This is a genomic window from Rhizobium freirei PRF 81, from assembly GCF_000359745.1.
Taxonomy (GTDB): Bacteria; Pseudomonadota; Alphaproteobacteria; order Rhizobiales; family Rhizobiaceae; genus Rhizobium; species Rhizobium freirei.
The window spans coordinates 264,772-283,296 of sequence record NZ_AQHN01000055.1 but is presented as its reverse complement, the minus strand read 5'-3'; the positions used below and the strand labels follow the sequence as shown (position 1 = coordinate 283,296).

The following is an 18,525-nucleotide window of genomic DNA, read 5'->3' as shown; positions in this document are numbered from 1 at the left end:
GAAAAACCGGCCAGGGTGGGAGATCACCGGCCGGGGGCGCATGGACAAGTCTTTTCAGGCTAGAAGCGGCTTATAGGCAAATGTATTTGCAAACGGAACCCCATAAATCGCGGAATCGACATGAATTCTGCATGCTTTGCCTCCGCTAGCCGAAACGGCGGCGGACGGCCTCGGCATAGGAGCGGCTTACGGGCATTTCGGTGCCGTCGCGCGCAACGACGAAAAGCTTGCCGTTATCGCGTTTCAACCCGGCGACATGGCCTGTGGCTATCCAGTGGGATCGATGCAGGCGCATGCCTTCGGTATCGCCGAGTTCCATCAACGCATCGCCAAAGCGCAGCAGCACGAGTTCGCGGCCGCGGCTGGTGACGACTTCGGTATAGTGGTCTCGTACGGCAAGCCTTACGAGCGTTCCGCGATTTTCCGGTTTCAGGCGCGACAGGATCGGCGCTTGCGCGGGTGGGGTCTTTATCTCGGACGTCTTTACGGGAGCAGGCGCCTGCTTCTCGGCGCTCGATGCTTCGGTCGCTATCGCGATCTGCTGGTGCATCGTCATATAGGCGAGGAAACAGAAGAGCAGGCAAAGCGGGATTGACGTGAGCGATTGATGCAGGCTGCCCGTCACGGTGGGCGCTGTGCCGAAGAATGCGAGATCGACAAGCGAGATGCCGAAGCCGATCGGCAGTGCGGCGATGATCGATCCCGTCATCATCCGGGCGAACATGCTTGGCGTCCAATTGCGCAGGAGGAGTTCGGCCACAACCGAAAAAAGAATCGCTATGGACCAAGCCATGGCATGAAGGGCCAGCCAATAACCGAGCCGCGCGGCGGGCCCCAGTTGTGCAAACGTGCCGTAGGGGCCGGTTACGGCGAAGATCAGGACGACGATGACGAAGGTTGCCCAGAGCCGCGGCGAGCGCCAGACGACCTGCAATTCGCGAAGCGTGGATTGCAGAAGGGTGTGATCCACGAATTTTTCCCGTTTTTCCGCGCAATTTCGATTGAGAGAACAACAATATCGCGGAAAGGCTCGGCAAACTCAACCGGATCCCCACCATGACTTTCGAGCCGCTTCTTCATGCCCCGATCGCAATCCAGATTCATGTTGCGGCGGTCGTTCCGGCTGCCTTGCTCGGCGCTTATCTTCTGTTGAGACCCAAGGGTACGCCGAGGCACCGCCTGCTCGGCAAGATATGGCTGTGCCTGATGGTGGTCACGGCGCTATCGAGCTTTTTCATTCACCAGATCAATATGTTCTATGGTTTCAGCCCCATTCATCTGCTGTCGCTATACGTTCTCTTCGGTTGCTGGGGTGCCATCGTCAATGCTCGCAAGCACAATATCGAGGCGCATAAACGTATCGTCAGAGGCCTCTACTTCGGCGGGATCGTCGGCGCTGGGATATTTACGTTCATTCCAGGCCGCATGATGAACAGGATAGTTTTTACCGGCGACGAAATTGCACCCTTTGCCGTCCTGGCAGCTATCGCGCTCGTTCTTCTATGGGCTGTGTCCAAAGAATTGTGGCACCGCCGCCGCTTAACCTGATCTTCTGTCGATAGCCAACTGGCTTTGTCCTCGTTCCTGGATATATAAATGCCTCAAGGGACTTTGATTTTAGGCATCGCCAGGAGGTGCACTATGGATTGGAAGGGGCGTCGGCAATCCGACAATATCGAGGACGAACGCGGGTCGTCGCCGATCGGCGGCGGTACGGGGGGCGGTGGCTTTCGTTTTCCCGGTGGCGGCATAGGCGGGGGCGGTTTAAGCTTTCGTACCATCATCGTCCTTGTGGTGATCTTCCTGATCCTGAGAGCCATGGGCGTCGATGTCATGGGACTGCTGCAGCAGACCGGCGTGCTGGAGGGCGGCGGCTCCGGCTACCAGCAGAGCACCTCGAGTGGCAGCGGCGGCCAGCCGGCCAATGACGAGATGAAGCAGTTTGTCGCCACCGTTCTCGCCGATACGGAAGACACGTGGACCGGCATCTTCAAGTCCATGGGGCAGACCTATACGGATCCGAAGCTGGTGCTGTTCTCCGGCAGCTTCCCTTCGGCTTGCGGTCAGGCTTCGGCCGCAACCGGCCCCTTCTATTGCCCAGGCGATAAGAAGGTTTATCTCGACATGGCCTTCTTCAAGCAGATGAAGGATCAGTTCGGTGCATCCGGCGATTTCGCGCAGGCCTATGTGATTGCGCATGAGGTCGGCCACCACGTTCAGGATCAGCTCGGCATCCTGCCGAAATTCAACCAGGCCCGCCGTTCTATGAGCGAGGTGGATGCGAACAAGATGTCGGTGCGCATCGAGCTGCAGGCCGATTGCCTTGCCGGCATCTGGGGCAAGTTCACGCAGCAGAAGGGCATCCTGCAAGCCGGCGATCTCGAAGAGGCGCTGAATGCCGCCCAGCAGATCGGCGACGATACGCTGCAGAAGCGCAGCCAGGGCTATGTCGTTCCCGACAGCTTCAACCATGGCACCTCTGCACAGCGCGTCAAGTGGTTCAAGAAGGGCTTCGATTCCGGCAAGCTCAGCGATTGCGATACGCTGAACAATCCTGTCTGATCTTGCTTGCCCGCTCCCGGAATACCGGCGAGCGGGCATCTTCGTTAGTCTATTACTTCTCGCTGTCGAGATGGGTGAGCTGCGCTTCGGGATAGCGGCCCCCGGCTGCCGCATCCTTGGGGATGGCGCATTCGATCGCCGCCGTATCGGTTTCCGACAATTTGACCGACAGCGCTCCCAAGGCCTCCGTGAGGCGGTCGCGACGGCGGGCGCCAATGACAGGGACGATCTCTTTGCCCTGAGCTGCGACCCAGCCGATCGCAATCTGAGCGACGCTGGCGCCCTTCGTCTCGGCGATCTCTTGTATCGCTTCCACCAGCTCCAGATTCTTTTCGACATTTCCGGCCTGGAAACGCGGGCTCATGGCGCGAAAATCGCCTTTCCGGGCACTGTCTTTCTGCCAATGGCCGCTGATGAGACCGCGCGAGAGCACGCCATAGGCGGTGATGCCGATGCCGAGTTCGCGGCAGGTTGGCAGGATCTTGTCCTCGATGCCGCGCGAGATCAGCGAGTATTCGATCTGGAGGTCGACGATCGGGTGGACGGCGGCGGCGCGGCGGATGGTATCAGCGCCCACTTCCGACAGGCCGATATGCCGGATGTACCCTGCCTTGACGAGATCGGCCATCGCGCCGATCTGGTCTTCTATCGGCACGTTCGGGTCGAGACGGGCAGGGCGGTAGATGTCGATGTGGTCGACGCCGAGACGCTGCAGCGAATAGGCGGCGAAATTTCTGATCGCTGCCGGCCGGGCGTCGTAGCCGAGCCATGCGCCGGCGGGATCGCGGAGGGCGCCGAACTTGACGCTGAGGAGTAAATCATCCCGCTTCAGCCCCTTAATGGCTTCGCCGATCAGCATCTCGTTATGGCCCATGCCATAGAAATCGCCGGTATCCAGCAAGTTGATGCCGGCATCGAGGGCAGCGTGGATGGTGGCTATGCTTTCGGCACGATCGGATGGGCCATACATGCCCGACATTCCCATGCAGCCGAGGCCGAGAGCCGATACCTGCGGTCCGCTCTTTCCCAATTGATGCTTTTCCATCGTGGTTTTCCTTTGTCGGAGGCGTGCGCTCATTTTCAGAGCCTCTATGATGTTCAGGGCATATTTTACTCCATCGGCCTCTGTGCGATAATCCGGGTAAATCGAAACGGGTTGTTTGGAATTTCGCACAATGGATGACTTGCCGCTGGCCGATCTGGTTGCTTTTACCGCCGTTGCCCGAGAGCGCAGCTTTCGCGAGGCTGCGCGCAAACGCGGCGCTTCCGCATCCTCGCTAAGCGAAGCGGTTCGGCGGCTGGAGGAGCACCTCGGCGTGCGCCTGCTCAATCGCACGACCCGTAGCGTGACGCCGACCGAAGCCGGGGAGAGGCTGATGGAGCGCCTGACGCCCGCCATGGGCGAGATTGCCATAGCGCTCGACGATATCAATAGCTTCCGCGATAACGTCGCCGGAACATTGCGGCTGAACGTGCCCACCGTCGCCGCCATGGTCGTCATGCCCGATATCATCAGCCGCTTTCTGGTGCTGTATCCGGCCATCTCCGTCGAGATCGTTGCTGAAGACAGTTTCATCGACGTGGTCGCAGCTGGTTATGACGCCGGGGTTCGCTACGATGAGAGGCTGGAAAAGGACATGATCGCTGTACCGATCGGGCCAAGGCGACAATTCTATATTACTGCCGCCGCGCCGGAATATCTGGCCGCAAACGGCACGCCGCAGCATCCGCGCGACGTACTCGAACATCGCTGTATCCGTCATCGTTTCCTGAGCGGATCGGTCGTGCCGTGGGAATTCGAAAGGAACGGCGAGACGATCTTCATCGCTCCCTCCATGGTCGTCGCCACGAATTCGATCGAGATCGAACGCAGCGCCGCCGTCGCCGGGCTTGGCATCATCAGGACGTTTCGGGAGTTCATCGCGCCGCAGATCGCTGGAGGTGAACTGGTGCCGATCCTTGAAGAATGGGACACGGCATTTTCCGGTCCGTTTCTTTATTATGCCAGCCGCCGGCACATGCCGGCACCGCTGCGGGCCTTCGTCGATTTCCTCAATCTCGAGCAGCGGCGCAGCCGCGACAGATGGACGCCAGAGACCTAAAGATCAAAAAAACCGGTCGATAAATCAATAAGATTGAAGCGTTCACGGATTGTTTCGGCTAAAATCTTTATGTATTGGAACATCCTCATTTTTCGTTCACGTTCTGTCTCTTTCATGGAGACGGAGCCCCTAAAGGCAACTCCATGATCGATCCGAAATTCGCACGGCGCGGCCTGTTCCTCGTCTTCCTCATCCTCTTCCTCGACGTCATCGGCATTGCGATCATCATGCCGGTAATGCCGAAATATCTGGAAGAGCTGACGGGTGCCTCCGTCAGCGCCGCGGCCACGGAAGGCGGCTGGCTGCTGCTGGCTTATGCCGCGATGCAGTTTCTGTTTTCGCCGCTGATCGGCAATCTGAGCGACCGCTTCGGTCGCCGTCCGCTGCTGCTCGCGTCGGTGCTGACGTTTGCGATCGATAATTTCATCTGCGCGATCGCCGGCTCCTACTGGATGCTGTTCGTCGGCCGCGTTCTTGCCGGCATCAGCGGTGCGAGCTTCTCGACCTGTTCTGCCTATATCGCCGATATCAGCAACGACGAGAACCGGGCGAAGAATTTCGGCCTGATCGGCATGGCTTTCGGCGTCGGCTTCGTGCTCGGGCCTGTCATCGGCGGTTTCCTCGGCGAATTCGGCCCGCGCGTGCCTTTCTACGGCGCCGCCGCTTTGGCGTTCCTGAATTTCGTCGGAGCCTATTTCCTTCTGCCGGAAACGCTGGATATCAGGAATCGCCGGCCGTTCGATATCCGGCGGGCCAATCCGCTCGGCGCACTCAGGCAGGTACGGCGGTATCACGGCATCGGCTGGGTCTGCGTCGTGATGTTCCTGAACTGGCTCGCCCACGGCGTCTATCCGGCGGTCTGGGCTTTCGTCACCTCCTATCGCTATAATTGGAGCGAGGGAGAAATCGGCTTTTCCCTTGGCGTATACGGCATCGGCGCGGCGATCGTCATAGGCCTCGTCCTGCCTCGTCTGGTGCCCGTGCTTGGTGAGTGGAAGACTGCGTTGCTTGGGCTGGCTTTCTCCTGCCTCGGGTTGATGGGCTATGCTTTCGCCTGGCAGGGCTGGATGGTCTATGCGGTCGTTGTCCTGACCGTTATCGAAAACGTCGCGGATGCGCCGCTTCGTTCCATCGCCGCCAGCAAGGTTCCGCCTTCGGCGCAGGGCGAACTGCAGGGAGCGCTCGGCAGCATGACGAGCATCACCGCAATTGTCGGGCCGGTGCTGTTCCCATACCTCTTCAGCTACTATACCGAGCCGACGGCACCCGTGGTCTTCGCTGGCGCACCGTTCATCATGAGCGCAATTCTGATTGCCATATCTCTCGTGGTGCTGCTGACGAAGGTCCGCAAGACCGTGCCGACGACGGTTGCACAATCGGAAGCAGGAGAGGCAGCCTAGAATTTCATCAGATATTTTGATGATATGATGAATTCTTTAGCACTTCGGTCTTGTCTGCTGGCTTTTTGCCCTAAGTTGCGATAATGCCGCAAGCTCGCGCACGCATTGGTAGGGCGGTTCGCGCGTTTCAAAAGATCGAGTTTTCGTGATGGATATGCCGTTCGCTGCGCGCCCGCACGCGCATGACAACAATAATTCGTGGTCTGCACATATTCGTGCAACTCTTGCGCTCGGCATACCGCTGATCGGCGCGCAGCTGGCGCAGCTCGGCATCAACACCACAGACGTGATGATCGTTGGACGGCTTGGTGCGGAACAACTGGCGGCAATGGTGCTGGCTGCGCAGTTCCTGTTCACGATTCTGATTTTCGGTTCGGGCTTCTCCATTGCCGTGGTGCCGCTGGTGGCGCAGGCCTACGGCCAAGGGGATGTGGCTTCGGTTCGCCGGGCCTTGCGCATGGGCCTGTGGGTCGTCACGGCTTATTGGCTCCTGGCGCAGCCTGCTTTCCTCTATTCCGAGCAGATCCTACTGGCGGCCGGGCAGAAGCCGGATGTTGCGCGCCTGGCCAGCGGCTATATCGACATCGGTCATTTTGCCGTGCTGCCGGGGCTGCTCTACAATGTCATCCGCGCCCTGGTGAGCGCCATCGGCCGGGCCGGCATCATCCTCAAGGTCACCATCGCCATGTTGGTCATGAATGCGGTGCTTGCCTACATCCTCGTGCTTGGCCATTTCGGCTTGCCGGCGATGGGGCTGCATGGTGCGGCGATCGTGTCGGTGGCCGTGCAGACGGCCGGCTTCTTCTTCATCGTCGGCTATGTTCAGGCGCATGAGGATACGCGCCGCTATGAGATTTTCGTCCGCTTCTGGCGGCCCGATTGGCATGCTCTGTGGGACGTGATCCGCCTCGGCTTCCCGATCAGCGTCACGGTTCTCGCCGAAGTCAGCCTGTTCACCGCTGCGTCGCTGCTGATGGGGCAGATCGGCACGATCGAGCTTGCGGCGCACGGTATTGCCCTGCAGTGGGCGTCAATCGCCTTCATGATCCCGCTTGGGCTCAGCCAGGCTGCGACGGTGCGGGTCGGTGTTGCGCATGGGCAAGGGGATCATGTCGGCCTGAAGCGTGCGGCGATCGTCGTGCTGGTCGTTTCGAGCTGTATCTCGCTTTTGGGCAGCATCCTGTTCGCGACCATGCCGACATGGTTCGGAAGCTGGTTCCTGGATGTCACCTCCGTCGACGCACCGAAGGTGCTCGCCTATGCGGCACCGCTGATCGTCGTGGCGGGCCTGTTCCAGCTGGTCGACGGCCTGCAGTCGATCGCCAGCGGCCTGCTGCGCGGCCTGAAGGATGCTCGCGTGCCGATGATCATGGCATTGATTGCCTATTGGCCGATCGGCTTCTTTCTGGCCTGGCTGCTGGCATTCCCGCTTAGCCTCGGGGGTATCGGCATATGGTTCGGTTTCCTGCTTGGCCTGGGCTCCGCGGCTGCGATGCTGTGCACGCGTTTCTATCTGCTGGTACGCTCGGAAAAGGCCGCCGGCTGAGACGGAAGAGTCTATTGTCAGTCCGCAAGACTGCTGACAAAAATTGACAGCATGATCGTCTATAACTGTCTCATACCAAAGACGGGAGACGACCATGACATTCAAAGCAAGCGATCGTACCGATGCCGCGCTTTTCCCGCGGGAAGACATCATCCGGCAGGGCGCTGCCGTGCGCCTCTTTCCGCACGCCAATACATCGTCCCGGCGACCTGAGCCGGAGCAAAGATCCTACTGGCTGGCCGTCGCCAGCGCCGAGCATGTGCGCATTGGGCGCCAGCATGGGTTCATGCAGGTGAACCACGGCAAACGGGCTCCATTGAAGCGGATCAGGCCGGGCGACGGCATCGTTTACTACTCCCCATCCATCAAAATGGGCGAGAAAGACGGTTTTCAGAGCTTCACCGCCATCGGTTTTGTCCGTGAGGGCGAGCCTTACCTTGCCGAGATGGGCTGCGGAAAGGCCTACCGCAAGGATGTGGATTGGCTTGATGCGCCCGAACAGCCGCTTCGTCCGCTCTTGGGCTGGCTCGATTTCACCCAGGACAAGAACTGGGGCTACAAGCTGAGGTTCGGCCTCGTTGAATTCGGGCAGTCGGACTTCGAGTTCCTCGAGGAAATCCTGATGAGCGAGCTTGAAGTGGTCAAGCAGCGCCGCCTGCGGGCCTGAGTTTCAGCACGCTGAACCGATGTGACGAAAAGACCTCCCAACTTGACTTACAAAGAGAAAAGCCCCGGATTGGTCGCCAATCCGGGGCTTTTCTCATGCAATCATGTCGTCAGCGCTATCAGGCGCGCTCCGCCAGGGCCGGTTCGCCCTTCTTTTCGCGCACCAGATTAACGAAACGGCGGAAAAGATAGTGGCTGTCCTGCGGGCCGGGAGACGCTTCCGGGTGATGCTGGACGGAGAAGACCGGCTTGCCAGCGACCCGCAGGCCGCAATTGCTGCCGTCGAAGAGCGAAACGTGAGTCTCCTCAATACCTTCCGGCAGCGAGTTCGAGTCGACTGCGAAGCCGTGGTTCATCGAAACGATCTCGACCTTGCCCGTGGTATGATCCTTGACCGGGTGGTTGGCGCCGTGATGGCCCTGATGCATCTTCGCCGTCTTGGCGCCGAGCGCGAGGCCAAGCATCTGGTGGCCGAGGCAGATGCCGAACAGCGGGATTTCGGTTTTCAGCAGATCCTTGATGACAGGCACGGCATATTCGCCGGTCGCGGCCGGATCGCCGGGGCCGTTGGAGAGAAAAATGCCATCCGGCTTGAGGCCGAGGACTTCGTCGGTCGAGGCGGTTGCCGGCAGAACGGTGACCTTGCAGTCGAGGCCGGCGAAGAGGCGCAGGATGTTGCGCTTGACGCCGTAGTCGAGGCAGACGACGTGGTACTTGGCGTCGGCCGCGCCAAGTTCGCCATAGCCTTCATTCCAGATCCAGGGCGTTTGCGACCATTGCGAGGACTGGCCCGAGGAGGCGACCTTGGCAAGGTCGAGGCCTTCGAGGCCGCTCCAGGCCTTGGCATCGACCTTCAGCTGCTCGACGTCGAAGACGCCGTTCGGATCATGGGCGATCACGCCGTTCGGCATGCCGTTCTCGCGGATCCAGGCGGTGAGGGCACGGGTGTCGATGCCGCTGAGGCCGATGATGCCGCGCGCCTTAAGCCACTGGTCGAGGTGCTTGGCGGCCCGGTAGTTCGAAGGATCGGTGATGTCGGCCTTGAAGATGACGCCGACCGCGCCGTGGCGGGCAGCCGGCGTCAGGTCTTCGATGTCTTCCTCGTTCGTGCCGACATTGCCGATGTGAGGGAAGGTGAAGGTGACGATCTGGCCGAGATAGGATGGATCGGTCAGAATCTCCTCATATCCCGTCAGCGCGGTGTTGAAGCAGACTTCGGCCTGGACCTTACCGGTCGCGCCGATACCCTTGCCTTCGATGACTGTGCCATCGGCGAGAACGAGAAGAGCAGTCGGCTTTTCGGTGGTCCATGGGGCTGTCGCGGTCATAGTCATCCCGTTTCCGGCGTCGTGCGCGGCCTTGAAGAGGCCGTAGGCTTCCGCCATGTTTGTAGCAAGGTACAGCCGGCGACCGAGGTCACGGCTTGAGATCTTCATATCGATCTAATGTGCAGGTGATGGACATAGCTAAACAAGGCGGGCCGGTCAATGCACGCTTTTGCTTTCCTGCCTGGGAATTCGCCCCGTTTCGACCGGCTCGACGCAATTGCATTAATTGGCGCTGATGGTCTAAGAGACAGGCAAGATGAAATAAGGGGACGGGCGATCGTCGCCCACCTGCTTCAAGGAGTTTAGAGACATGATCCGCGAAACCCTTTCCAACGCCCAGAAGGACGCCATGAAGGCCAAGGATGCGGCGAGGCTTTCGACCGTGCGTCTCATCCTTGCGGCCGTCAAGGACAAGGACATCGCCAATCGCGGTCTCGGCAAGGAGCAGGCAAGCGACGACGAGATCCTGCAGCTGCTCGCCAAAATGATCAAACAGCGGGAAGAGTCGGAGAAGATCTATGTCGAGGGCGGTCGCCCCGAGCTTGCCGCGAAGGAGCGTGAGGAGATCACGGTGATCCAGGGCTTCATGCCCGAGCAGCTTTCCGAAGAGAAGGTGCGCGAGATCTGCGTCGCCATCGTTGCCGAACTCGGCGCGCAGGGCCTGAAGGATATGGGCAAGTGCGTCGCCGCCCTGCGCGAGCGCTATGCGGGCCAGATGGATTTCGCCAAGGCCTCGGCCATTCTCAAGGAGTTGCTGAAGTAAAGGCCTGTTTTGCCTTCGGCGAGCGGATTTGTCGCGAGCCGAAGGCGCTTCTCCAGGCGGTGTCCATGATGGAGAATTTCTCCGCCTGAAAATTCCGGTATTCCTGTATAAAGCCGCAGGATAACCAAAGCTGGCTCCGTCCCGAGGACCCCGTCCATCCGATGCTTTGCATTCTCGCGGCTCTGATCATGAGCCGCTTTGCATGTGTTCTGGAAATGAGAAAGCGGCGGCAGATATCGGTGAAGGCAATTCGTCCGACCACGACCCTTTGAGTTGTCATGTCCACCGGCCCGACGCGCGAGATCAGGTAATCCATGATCACGCCGCCGGAATTGACCCATGTGAACAGATCGAACGTATTTCCCGGATGGCGAAGATCATTGCTGTTGACGATGCCGTCCGAAATGGCGGGTTGCAACGCGGCAATGAGCTCGGGGCGTTTGCAGAGCGTGGCGCTGCGTTTGCCGCCGTCCAGCCGGTCCAGCACAGAAAGATGGATGGTGAGCCATTTCACCAGCTGCTGGACGGCTTCCTCTGTCGGCTCCAACGGCCGCGCGCGGCGATCCGTCGTGACGGGCAGATAGCGTAAGAATCCTTCGGCCAGCATTTGCTGCAGGAAGCTGAGCGCGGTGTTGTGGCTGGCGATCTCGTGCTCGACCACATAAGTGGCGAAGCGGTTTGCGTGGAGGCCCCGCGGCTCTCCGTCGATGCCGCCATAGTACAATCCGAAACCGGCGAGTGCCATCAGCCAGCGCTGTTGCGAAGCGAAGACGGAACATATTCGCTGATTCTGGTTGTACGTGGATAGGATCTCTCGCGTATAATTCAGGATTTCAGCGAAAAAATTGGGGTCTTGAGCAAGTTCTTTGGCGGATAAAGACATGCAGCCATCTCCGATGAACTGAACAAAATTCCAGATTGTCCGAAGAGAATGAACGTCAAGATTGTATATCTTAATATTCTAAAAAATATAGATCGTATCGACGACGTCAAGATGGCGGCGGGCAGGATGAAACGATATCCCACATGAAGGATGTTCGTCGTTGTCATTGCCGCAAATTAGAGAAGGCAGGAGCTGGGGGAGCTCCTGCCTTCTTGCGCTTTGCAGGCGTTTGATGACGCAGGGTGGGGCCCAAAATCAAACGTCTATTGCAAAGGCACTCAGGTGGGGCGGCGCCGGGGGTAGGGATGGTGCCCCACCTGAGTATCTGCTGAATCTAACTGAAAATCCTGAACTCCGAGGCAGAGCCAACGCCTGCGGCGGCAGTCCGGGCATTTGAACCTTAACGCCTGCCGCAGGGGCAGGTACCTCATGTCTGCTCGCAGCCGGTATCCCGCGCCAGCATAAAATGCACTCAATTCATCACTGTCGTTCGTCGTCGCGGCCTAGCGATTAATCGCCGTAGCAAATGGCCGCACTGGCTAACGGTGCGATAAGAGTGCTTATTTCCTCTCCTAAACTGAAAGCCATGTAGCTTTTGGCTTCCCGTTTGTTAGGGCGTCTCGGCATGTCGCGTCGCGAAGCAATTTCTTCGCCGGCTTGTCTCGCCCCGTAAGAAGGACGCTATTGCGCTGCACATCAACAATCAAATTACAAAAAAATAATGTTTGGCTTACAAACCATACCATAAATGTGCCACCGGAAGGAGCCGTTGCGTCCGACATGCGCTGCATTCAGCGATTGTCGCGCGCATGTGCCGTACACCCCTCAATCCACCGCAAGATGTGCAAGCCTTTGCTTTTCCGCGTCTTTTCTAAAAGAGAAACTGTTTTTCCATTAGGGCGAATGTCTTGTTGGTCTGGTTGGGGATGATGCGGGTGCTCGCTTTGGCAACGCTGAGGGCAATTTGTAGCGCCGATGTCTGCGCTTGAATCACGACGATGACTTCACGAAGTTGTGATTGGAAAAGAGGAGTTGCAATCGCCTGCAAAGGACTGTGAATACCGCGCGTGGCTCTACGGTCGTCGTGGCAATGCCGATCATTCCTGTTTATATGGGGCGAGCCAGAGGTAGCCATGCGATTTTCCAATACGTTTCTCGACGAGATTCGCGACCGCGTTTTGATTTCAGACGTGATCGGTCGTCGTGTGACCTGGGATCGGCGCAAGACCAACGTGCCGCGCGGGGACTACTGGGCCTGCTGCCCCTTCCACGGCGAGAAGTCGCCGAGCTTCCACTGCGAGGACCGCAAGGGACGCTATCATTGCTTCGGCTGCGGCGTGACCGGCGACCACTTCCGCTTTCTGACCGAGCTGGAAGGCTTGAGCTTTCCGGAGGCGGTGCAGCAGATCGCTGACATGGCCGGCGTTCCCATGCCGGTCGCCGATCCGATGGAGGCGAAGAGGGAGAAGGAACGCACGTCGCTGCTCGATGTCATGGAGATGGCGACTCAGTTCTTTCAGGATCAGCTTCAGACTGCCAATGGCGCGCGGGCGCGAGCCTATCTGCGCGACCGTGGCCTCAGCGGCCGTACCATCGAGACCTTCCGTTTGGGGTATTCGCCCGACAGCCGCAATGCGTTGAAGGAGCATCTCGCCAGCAAGGGTGTGCTCAAGGAGCAGATGGAAGCCTGTGGCCTCGTTGTGCACGAGAATGTGCCGGTCTCCTATGACCGTTTTCGCGATCGCATCATGTTTCCGATCCTGTCGTCGCGCGAGAAGGTGATTGCTTTCGGCGGACGCGCCATGTCGCCGGATGCACCGGCGAAGTATCTGAATTCCAACGAAACCGAGCTCTTTCACAAGGGCAACGTACTCTACAATTTCGCGCGCGCGCGTCGCGCCGCCCAGGGTGCCGACGGGGCCGGCACCATCATTGCCGTCGAAGGCTATATGGATGTCATCGCCCTGCATCAGGCGGGGATAGAGAATGCGGTCGCACCGCTTGGCACGGCGCTGACGGAGAGCCAGCTTGATCTCCTTTGGAAAATGACGCCGGAGCCGGTGTTGTGCTTCGATGGCGATGGCGCGGGCATGCGCGCCGCCAATCGCGCCGCCGATCTGGCCTTGCCGCATATCAAACCGGGCCGCACGGTCCGTTTCGCGTTGCTGCCCGATGGCAAGGATCCGGACGATCTCGTGCGCCATGACGGGCGCACGCCGTTCGACAAGGTTATGGCACAGGCAAAGCCGCTTGCCGATCTGCTCTGGGCCAGGGAAGCCGGCAGCGGCACCTTCGAGACGCCGGAGGCGCGCGCGGAGCTTGAGGCACGGCTGCGGCGCATCGTGTCCGTCATCGTCGACGAGGATGTTCGGCGCCATTACCAACAGAGCATGCGCGAGCGGCTGAACGGGCTCTTCCAACCGCAGTTCCAGCGTGGCGGCAATCAGCAGGCGCGCGGTTTTTCTCGGGAAGGCAATGCCCGTTCTTCGGGCGGCCGCGGCGGGCAGGGTCGCGATCGGGCGGCAGTCAGCACGACGGCATCCGATCGGCTGACGCGCTCGGCCATGATCAAGGGGCATCAGGATGTTCCGAGCCTGCGCGAAAGCGTCCTGGCGCTGACCATTGTCAATCATCCGCTGCTGTTGCAGGACGAATATGACGAGATCGCCGCGATCGATTACGAAAGCCGCGAGTTGCAGCGCCTCTGGTCTGCGGTGCTCGGGATTGCTGCCGCCATCGTCGGACCGCAGCTCACCCGCGAGCGGCTGGTCGAGCAGCTGGAAGAGCAGGAATTTGGTGCATTGCTGAAGGGTCTCGAGCAGCAGATCCGCAATGCCCGACTTTGGACGGCAACCGAGGTCGCGGCGATGGAAGACGCGCGCGAGGGTTATCGTCAAGCGCTGGCGCTTCACAAACGGTCGAAGGCCCTTCGGTGGCACAAGATCGAGTTGGAAGGCGCGATCGCCGAGGCGACGGAAGATGGCGATGGCGAGCTTATCGAGCAGCTGATGCGCGCCTTACAGGAAGTGCAGCTCGAAGCGGTGCGGCTGGAAAACCAGGAGGCGATCATCGATGGCTTCGGCGTTCTCTCCGGCCGCGTCAAAGGTGCCGCGGGAAAGTAGGGGATGAATGTCACAGCCGGATAGACAAGAACCGCGGTTCTCCGCCGATGACGCCCTGTTCGGCTTGCACGCCGGCGGTGTTGTGCCGCTCGATGTCCTGAAGCGCGTTTACGGCTATTCCGCATTTCGTGGCAAGCAGCAGCAAGTGGTCGAGCATGTCGTTTCCGGCGGCGATGCCGTCGTGCTGTTTCCGACCGGAGCCGGCAAGTCGCTGTGCTTCCAGATTCCTGCGCTCTGCCGCGATGGCATCGGCATCGTCGTCTCTCCGCTGATCGCGCTGATGCGGGATCAGGTGGAGGCGATGAAGCAGCTTGGCATCCGCGCCGCCGCCTTGAATTCGTCTCTGTCGCGCGAGGAGGCGAGCGATGTTTATCGCGCCATTTCCGTGGGCAAGCTCGATCTACTGTATGTGACGCCGGAACGCATCGTGACGGAAGGCTTCTGCCAAATGCTCGGCAGAGCGAAGATCGCGCTGTTCGCGATCGACGAGGCGCATTGCGTCTCGCAATGGGGGCATGATTTCAGGCCGGAATATCGCGATCTCGGCAGGCTTGCCGAACTCTTTCCCGGCGTGCCGCGTATTGCCCTGACGGCGACGGCCGACCCGCATACCCGCGATGACATCATCGAGCGGCTTGCGCTTGAAGGCGCCAAGGTCTTCACCACCAGCTTCGACCGGCCGAATATCGCCTATGAGATTGTCGAGCGCGATCAGCCGCGCCAGCAACTGCTGCGCTTTCTCGATGGCCATCGCGGCGATAGCGGCATCGTCTATTGCCTTTCGCGCGCCAAGGTCGAGGACACGGCCGAGTGGCTGAAAGGGCAGGGCGTGCGCGCGCTTCCCTACCATGCCGGGATGGACAGGGCGCTTCGCGACGCCAATCAGGATGCGTTCCTGAAGGAAGAAGACTTGTGTCTCGTGGCGACGGTTGCCTTTGGCATGGGCATCGACAAGCCGAACGTGCGCTATGTCGCCCATCTCGATCTGCCGGGCTCGGTCGAAGCCTATTATCAGGAGACGGGCCGCGCCGGGCGTGATGGGCTACCGTCCGATGTGTGGATGGCCTACGGTATGGCCGACGTCATCCAGCGGCGGCGCATGATCGATGAGGGCAATGCGGCCGATGACATCAAGCGGGTGGAGCGGGGAAAGCTCAATGCGCTGCTTGCCATCTGCGAAACGGCCGGCTGCCGGCGGCAGGCCATTCTTGCCCATTTCGGCGAGGCTCATGGCGGCGGCTGCGGCAATTGCGATACCTGCTTGAAACCAGTCGAGACCTGGGACGGGACTGAAGCGGCGATCAAGGCGCTTGCGGCGGTCTATCGCACCGGCGAGCGTTTCGGCACCGGCCACGTCATCGACGTGCTGACTGGGACTATCAATGACAAGACTGAGCGATTCGGTCATGTCGACATGCCCGTTTTCGGTGCCGGGAAAGATATTTCAGCCCGCAGCTGGCAATCGATTTTCCGGCAATTGCTGGCGAGCGGCTTCCTTAGCGTCGATCATGCAGCCTACGGCGCCATGAAGCTGGAAGAGGAGGCGCGGGCGGTCTTCAAACGTGAACGTCAGGTGTTCTTCCGCAAGGATCGGCCGGAGGCCGGACGTCGCGGCAAAAAAATAGCGCGATCGGAGCGGCAGGCGCATGGTCTTGCCGGCGAGGAACAGGCGCTGTTCGATGCGCTGCGCGCCGAACGCACCAGGATCGCCAAAGAATTGGGCGTGCCGCCCTATGTCGTTTTCCCCGATACGACCCTGATTGCCTTCGCGACGGAGCGGCCAAAGAACCACAAGGCGCTTCTCGGGATTTCGGGTGTCGGACAGTCGAAGCTCGAGCGCTATGGCGACGCGTTTCTCGCGGTGATTTCAGATTTTGCCAGCCGGTGATATTTGGTGGCGGAGTTCGAAAGCGCTGCAATCTCCAGGCTACATGCGCACGGTCATGCCGCCGTCGACCGTCAGGACATGGCCATTGACGAAGGATGCGGCGTCGCTGGCAAGGAAGAGCGCGGCGCCGGCAATCTCATCAGGCCTCCCCCAGCGCTGAACCGGGATGCGCTGACGCACGAAGGGGATCAGCTCTTCATTCGCGGCCATCGCAGCGTTCGTTTCCGTCGCAAACCAGCCCGGCGCTATGGCATTGCTGGTGATGCCATACGGACCAAACTCCACAGCCATGCCGCGCATGAGCCCGGTCAGCCCCTGCTTGGCTGCCGGGTAGACGCAATCTCCCGGCATGACGACCTGACCGCTGATCGAGGTGATCGAAATCAGCCGGCCATGATTGTGTAGCCTCATCAAGCGGGCCGCATCGCGGGAGAGCATGATCGAGGCCGCAAGATCCGTGTTGAGCAAGGCAAGGATGGCTTCGTCGTCGAAGTCGGCGAGCAGGCGTCTGTCGCGCGCGCCGACATTGTTCACCAATATATCGAACCGGCCGTGGTTTTTCTCGATATCCGTCATAGCCGCGCGCTGCGCCTCGCGGTCGGCGACGTCGAAGGCTGCGGCTTCGGCAGAGCCACCTCGTGCCTGGATCGCTTGGACGGCCCCATCCAGCGTCGCCGCTGTCCGCCCGTTGACGATGACGTGCGCGCCGGCATCGGCAAGCGCCTGGGCCATCTCGAATCCCAGTCCGCGTCCGCCGCCGGTAACCAGGGCGACCCGCCCTTTCAGGGAGAATCTCTCGAATATGCTCATGATATCCTCGTCAGGCGTGTAAGCCGGAGTGTTATGCTTGGATGATAATGGACTGAGTCAAGTAATTTTTGCAATAGCTGCAACCGCAATTCGCCATAAATGGTGCGTTGAGACGCCATGTCGGCGGTGATAATCGGACTGCGTGGCGGCATGTCGCGCCAGCGTCATGGCTTCATGCATTTTTGCCGCTGATGAATGCGGCAGGTGTGCTAATCCTGTGTTATCTCTCGGCCTGTTTCCGCCATGATCAGCAACGGAATGCGACAATGACCTCAGAATTCCTATCACACCTGCGCAGCGAGCTTGCCGGCTTGAAGGAGGCCGGACTTTACAAGTCCGAGCGCGTCATCACCTCCAAGCAAGCCGGTGAAATCGCCGTCGACGGCGGAGCGCGCGTGCTCAATTTCTGCGCCAACAACTATCTTGGCCTGGCCGACAATGAGGAACTCGCGGAAGTGGGAAAAAAGGCGCTCGACCGCTATGGCTATGGCATGGCCTCCGTTCGCTTCATCTGCGGCACGCAGGAAGAGCACAAGCAGCTCGAGGCGCGGATTTCCGCCTTCCTCGGCATGGAAGATACGATCCTCTATTCCTCCTGCTTCGACGCCAATGGCGGGTTGTTCGAGACGCTGCTTTCCGAGGAAGACGCGATCATCTCGGATGCGCTCAACCATGCCTCGATCATCGACGGCGTGCGGCTCTCCAAGGCGAAGCGCTTCCGTTACGCCAACAACGATATGGCGGCGCTGGAAGAGGAGTTAAAGAAGGCCGAGGGCAGCCGTTTCAAGCTGATCGCGACAGACGGCGTCTTTTCGATGGACGGCATCATCGCCAATCTTGGCGGCGTTTGCGATCTGGCGGAGAAATACGGCGCCATGGTCATGGTCGATGACAGCCACGCCGTTGGCTTTGTCGGCAAGAATGGCCGCGGCTCGCCGGAGCATTGTGGCGTCGAGGGCCGGATCGATATCATCACCGGCACGCTCGGCAAGGCGCTCGGCGGCGCTTCCGGCGGCTATACTTCTGCCAAGAGCGAGATCGTCGACTGGTTGCGGCAACGCTCGCGCCCCTATCTCTTCTCCAACACGTTGGCGCCGGTGATCGCTGCCGCATCGCTGAAGGTTTTCGAGATGATCGAGAATGGCGACGCCTTGCGGGCGCGGCTGAGGAGCAATGCCGAACTCTTCCGCAGCGAGATGACGAAGCTCGGCTTCACGCTTGCCGGGGCGGATCACCCGATCATTCCCGTGATGCTCGGTGATGCGAAGCTGGCGCAGGATATGGCGGCGCTGATGCTGAAGAAGGGCGTCTACGTCATCGGCTTTTCCTTCCCGGTCGTGCCCAAGGGGCAGGCGCGCATCCGTACGCAGATGTCGGCCGCCCATTCGAGGGCCGATGTCGAAAAGGCGATCGCGGCCTTCGCGGAAGCCGGAAAAGAACTTGGAATCATTTGAG

General features: G+C 60.0%; 16 protein-coding genes. 10 read left to right on the top strand and 6 right to left on the bottom strand.

Annotated features, from left to right (window positions below; all coding sequences use genetic code 11):
* Positions 1–145: 145 nt before the first annotated feature.
* The gene (locus RHSP_RS11010; protein ID WP_004116385.1) at positions 146–970 is read right to left on the bottom strand and encodes a LytTR family DNA-binding domain-containing protein; all 825 of its coding nucleotides are present in this window, start codon (positions 968–970) and stop codon (positions 146–148) included.
* An 86-nt stretch (positions 971–1,056) separates the two neighbouring features.
* Between RHSP_RS11010 and RHSP_RS11005 the strand changes: the two genes are divergently transcribed.
* Together RHSP_RS11005 and ypfJ are read left to right on the top strand one after the other, a co-directional pair.
* Entirely contained in the window at positions 1,057–1,548 is a 492-nt protein-coding gene (locus RHSP_RS11005) for a DUF2306 domain-containing protein (protein ID WP_004116383.1), read from the top strand.
* A gap of 93 nt (positions 1,549–1,641) precedes the next feature.
* Positions 1,642–2,562, top strand: a complete 921-nt coding sequence (ypfJ, locus tag RHSP_RS11000; RefSeq protein WP_004116376.1) for a KPN_02809 family neutral zinc metallopeptidase — start codon at positions 1,642–1,644, stop codon at positions 2,560–2,562.
* Positions 2,563–2,614: 52 nt separating this feature from the next.
* Here ypfJ and RHSP_RS10995 read toward each other — a convergent pair whose 3' ends face one another.
* Positions 2,615–3,607, bottom strand: coding sequence for an aldo/keto reductase (locus tag RHSP_RS10995; protein WP_037151189.1), 993 nt, complete (start codon positions 3,605–3,607; stop codon positions 2,615–2,617).
* A 130-nt stretch (positions 3,608–3,737) separates the two neighbouring features.
* Here RHSP_RS10995 and RHSP_RS10990 point away from each other — a divergent pair, with 130 nt between their 5' ends.
* From RHSP_RS10990 to RHSP_RS10975, 4 genes are all read left to right on the top strand, one after another.
* Positions 3,738–4,664 (top strand): LysR family transcriptional regulator, encoded by a 927-nt coding sequence (locus RHSP_RS10990; RefSeq protein WP_037151186.1) that lies wholly within the window; start codon positions 3,738–3,740, stop codon positions 4,662–4,664.
* A gap of 143 nt (positions 4,665–4,807) precedes the next feature.
* Complete coding sequence (locus RHSP_RS10985) at positions 4,808–6,064, top strand: TCR/Tet family MFS transporter (protein WP_004116366.1); 1,257 nt, start codon at positions 4,808–4,810, stop codon at positions 6,062–6,064.
* A gap of 148 nt (positions 6,065–6,212) precedes the next feature.
* The gene (locus RHSP_RS10980) at positions 6,213–7,610 is read left to right on the top strand and encodes an MATE family efflux transporter (protein ID WP_004116349.1); all 1,398 of its coding nucleotides are present in this window, start codon (positions 6,213–6,215) and stop codon (positions 7,608–7,610) included.
* A 94-nt stretch (positions 7,611–7,704) separates the two neighbouring features.
* Positions 7,705–8,277, top strand: a complete 573-nt coding sequence (locus tag RHSP_RS10975; RefSeq protein WP_004116346.1) for an EVE domain-containing protein — start codon at positions 7,705–7,707, stop codon at positions 8,275–8,277.
* Between the two features lie 118 nt (positions 8,278–8,395).
* On the opposite strand, the gene carA is transcribed toward RHSP_RS10975, so the two are convergent.
* Positions 8,396–9,604 (bottom strand): glutamine-hydrolyzing carbamoyl-phosphate synthase small subunit, encoded by a 1,209-nt coding sequence (carA, locus tag RHSP_RS10970; RefSeq protein WP_037151385.1) that lies wholly within the window; start codon positions 9,602–9,604, stop codon positions 8,396–8,398.
* Positions 9,605–9,914: 310 nt separating this feature from the next.
* Between carA and RHSP_RS10965 the strand changes: the two genes are divergently transcribed.
* Positions 9,915–10,367 (top strand): GatB/YqeY domain-containing protein, encoded by a 453-nt coding sequence (locus RHSP_RS10965; protein ID WP_004116337.1) that lies wholly within the window; start codon positions 9,915–9,917, stop codon positions 10,365–10,367.
* On the opposite strand, the gene RHSP_RS10960 is transcribed toward RHSP_RS10965, so the two are convergent.
* Positions 10,348–11,028, bottom strand: a complete 681-nt coding sequence (locus RHSP_RS10960; protein ID WP_240535408.1) for a hypothetical protein — start codon at positions 11,026–11,028, stop codon at positions 10,348–10,350. The genes RHSP_RS10965 and RHSP_RS10960 overlap by 20 nt on opposite strands.
* 1,093 nt (positions 11,029–12,121) lie before the next feature.
* Complete coding sequence (locus RHSP_RS10955) at positions 12,122–12,385, bottom strand: hypothetical protein (RefSeq protein WP_037151180.1); 264 nt, start codon at positions 12,383–12,385, stop codon at positions 12,122–12,124.
* Between RHSP_RS10955 and dnaG the strand changes: the two genes are divergently transcribed.
* Together dnaG and recQ are read left to right on the top strand one after the other, a co-directional pair.
* Entirely contained in the window at positions 12,384–14,372 is a 1,989-nt protein-coding gene (gene dnaG / locus RHSP_RS10950) for a DNA primase (protein WP_004116332.1), read from the top strand. The two genes, RHSP_RS10955 and dnaG, sit on opposite strands and share 2 nt — an antisense overlap.
* A gap of 7 nt (positions 14,373–14,379) precedes the next feature.
* Positions 14,380–16,260: a DNA helicase RecQ gene (recQ, locus tag RHSP_RS10945; protein WP_004116329.1), complete on the top strand. Its 1,881-nt coding sequence runs from the start codon at positions 14,380–14,382 to the stop codon at positions 16,258–16,260.
* Positions 16,261–16,299: 39 nt separating this feature from the next.
* Here the strand turns inward: recQ and RHSP_RS10940 are convergent, their stop codons facing one another.
* Positions 16,300–17,070: an SDR family oxidoreductase gene (locus RHSP_RS10940; protein ID WP_004116327.1), complete on the bottom strand. Its 771-nt coding sequence runs from the start codon at positions 17,068–17,070 to the stop codon at positions 16,300–16,302.
* A gap of 266 nt (positions 17,071–17,336) precedes the next feature.
* Here RHSP_RS10940 and RHSP_RS10935 point away from each other — a divergent pair, with 266 nt between their 5' ends.
* Positions 17,337–18,524: a glycine C-acetyltransferase gene (locus RHSP_RS10935; RefSeq protein ID WP_037151177.1), complete on the top strand. Its 1,188-nt coding sequence runs from the start codon at positions 17,337–17,339 to the stop codon at positions 18,522–18,524.
* Position 18,525: the final 1 nt, after the last annotated feature.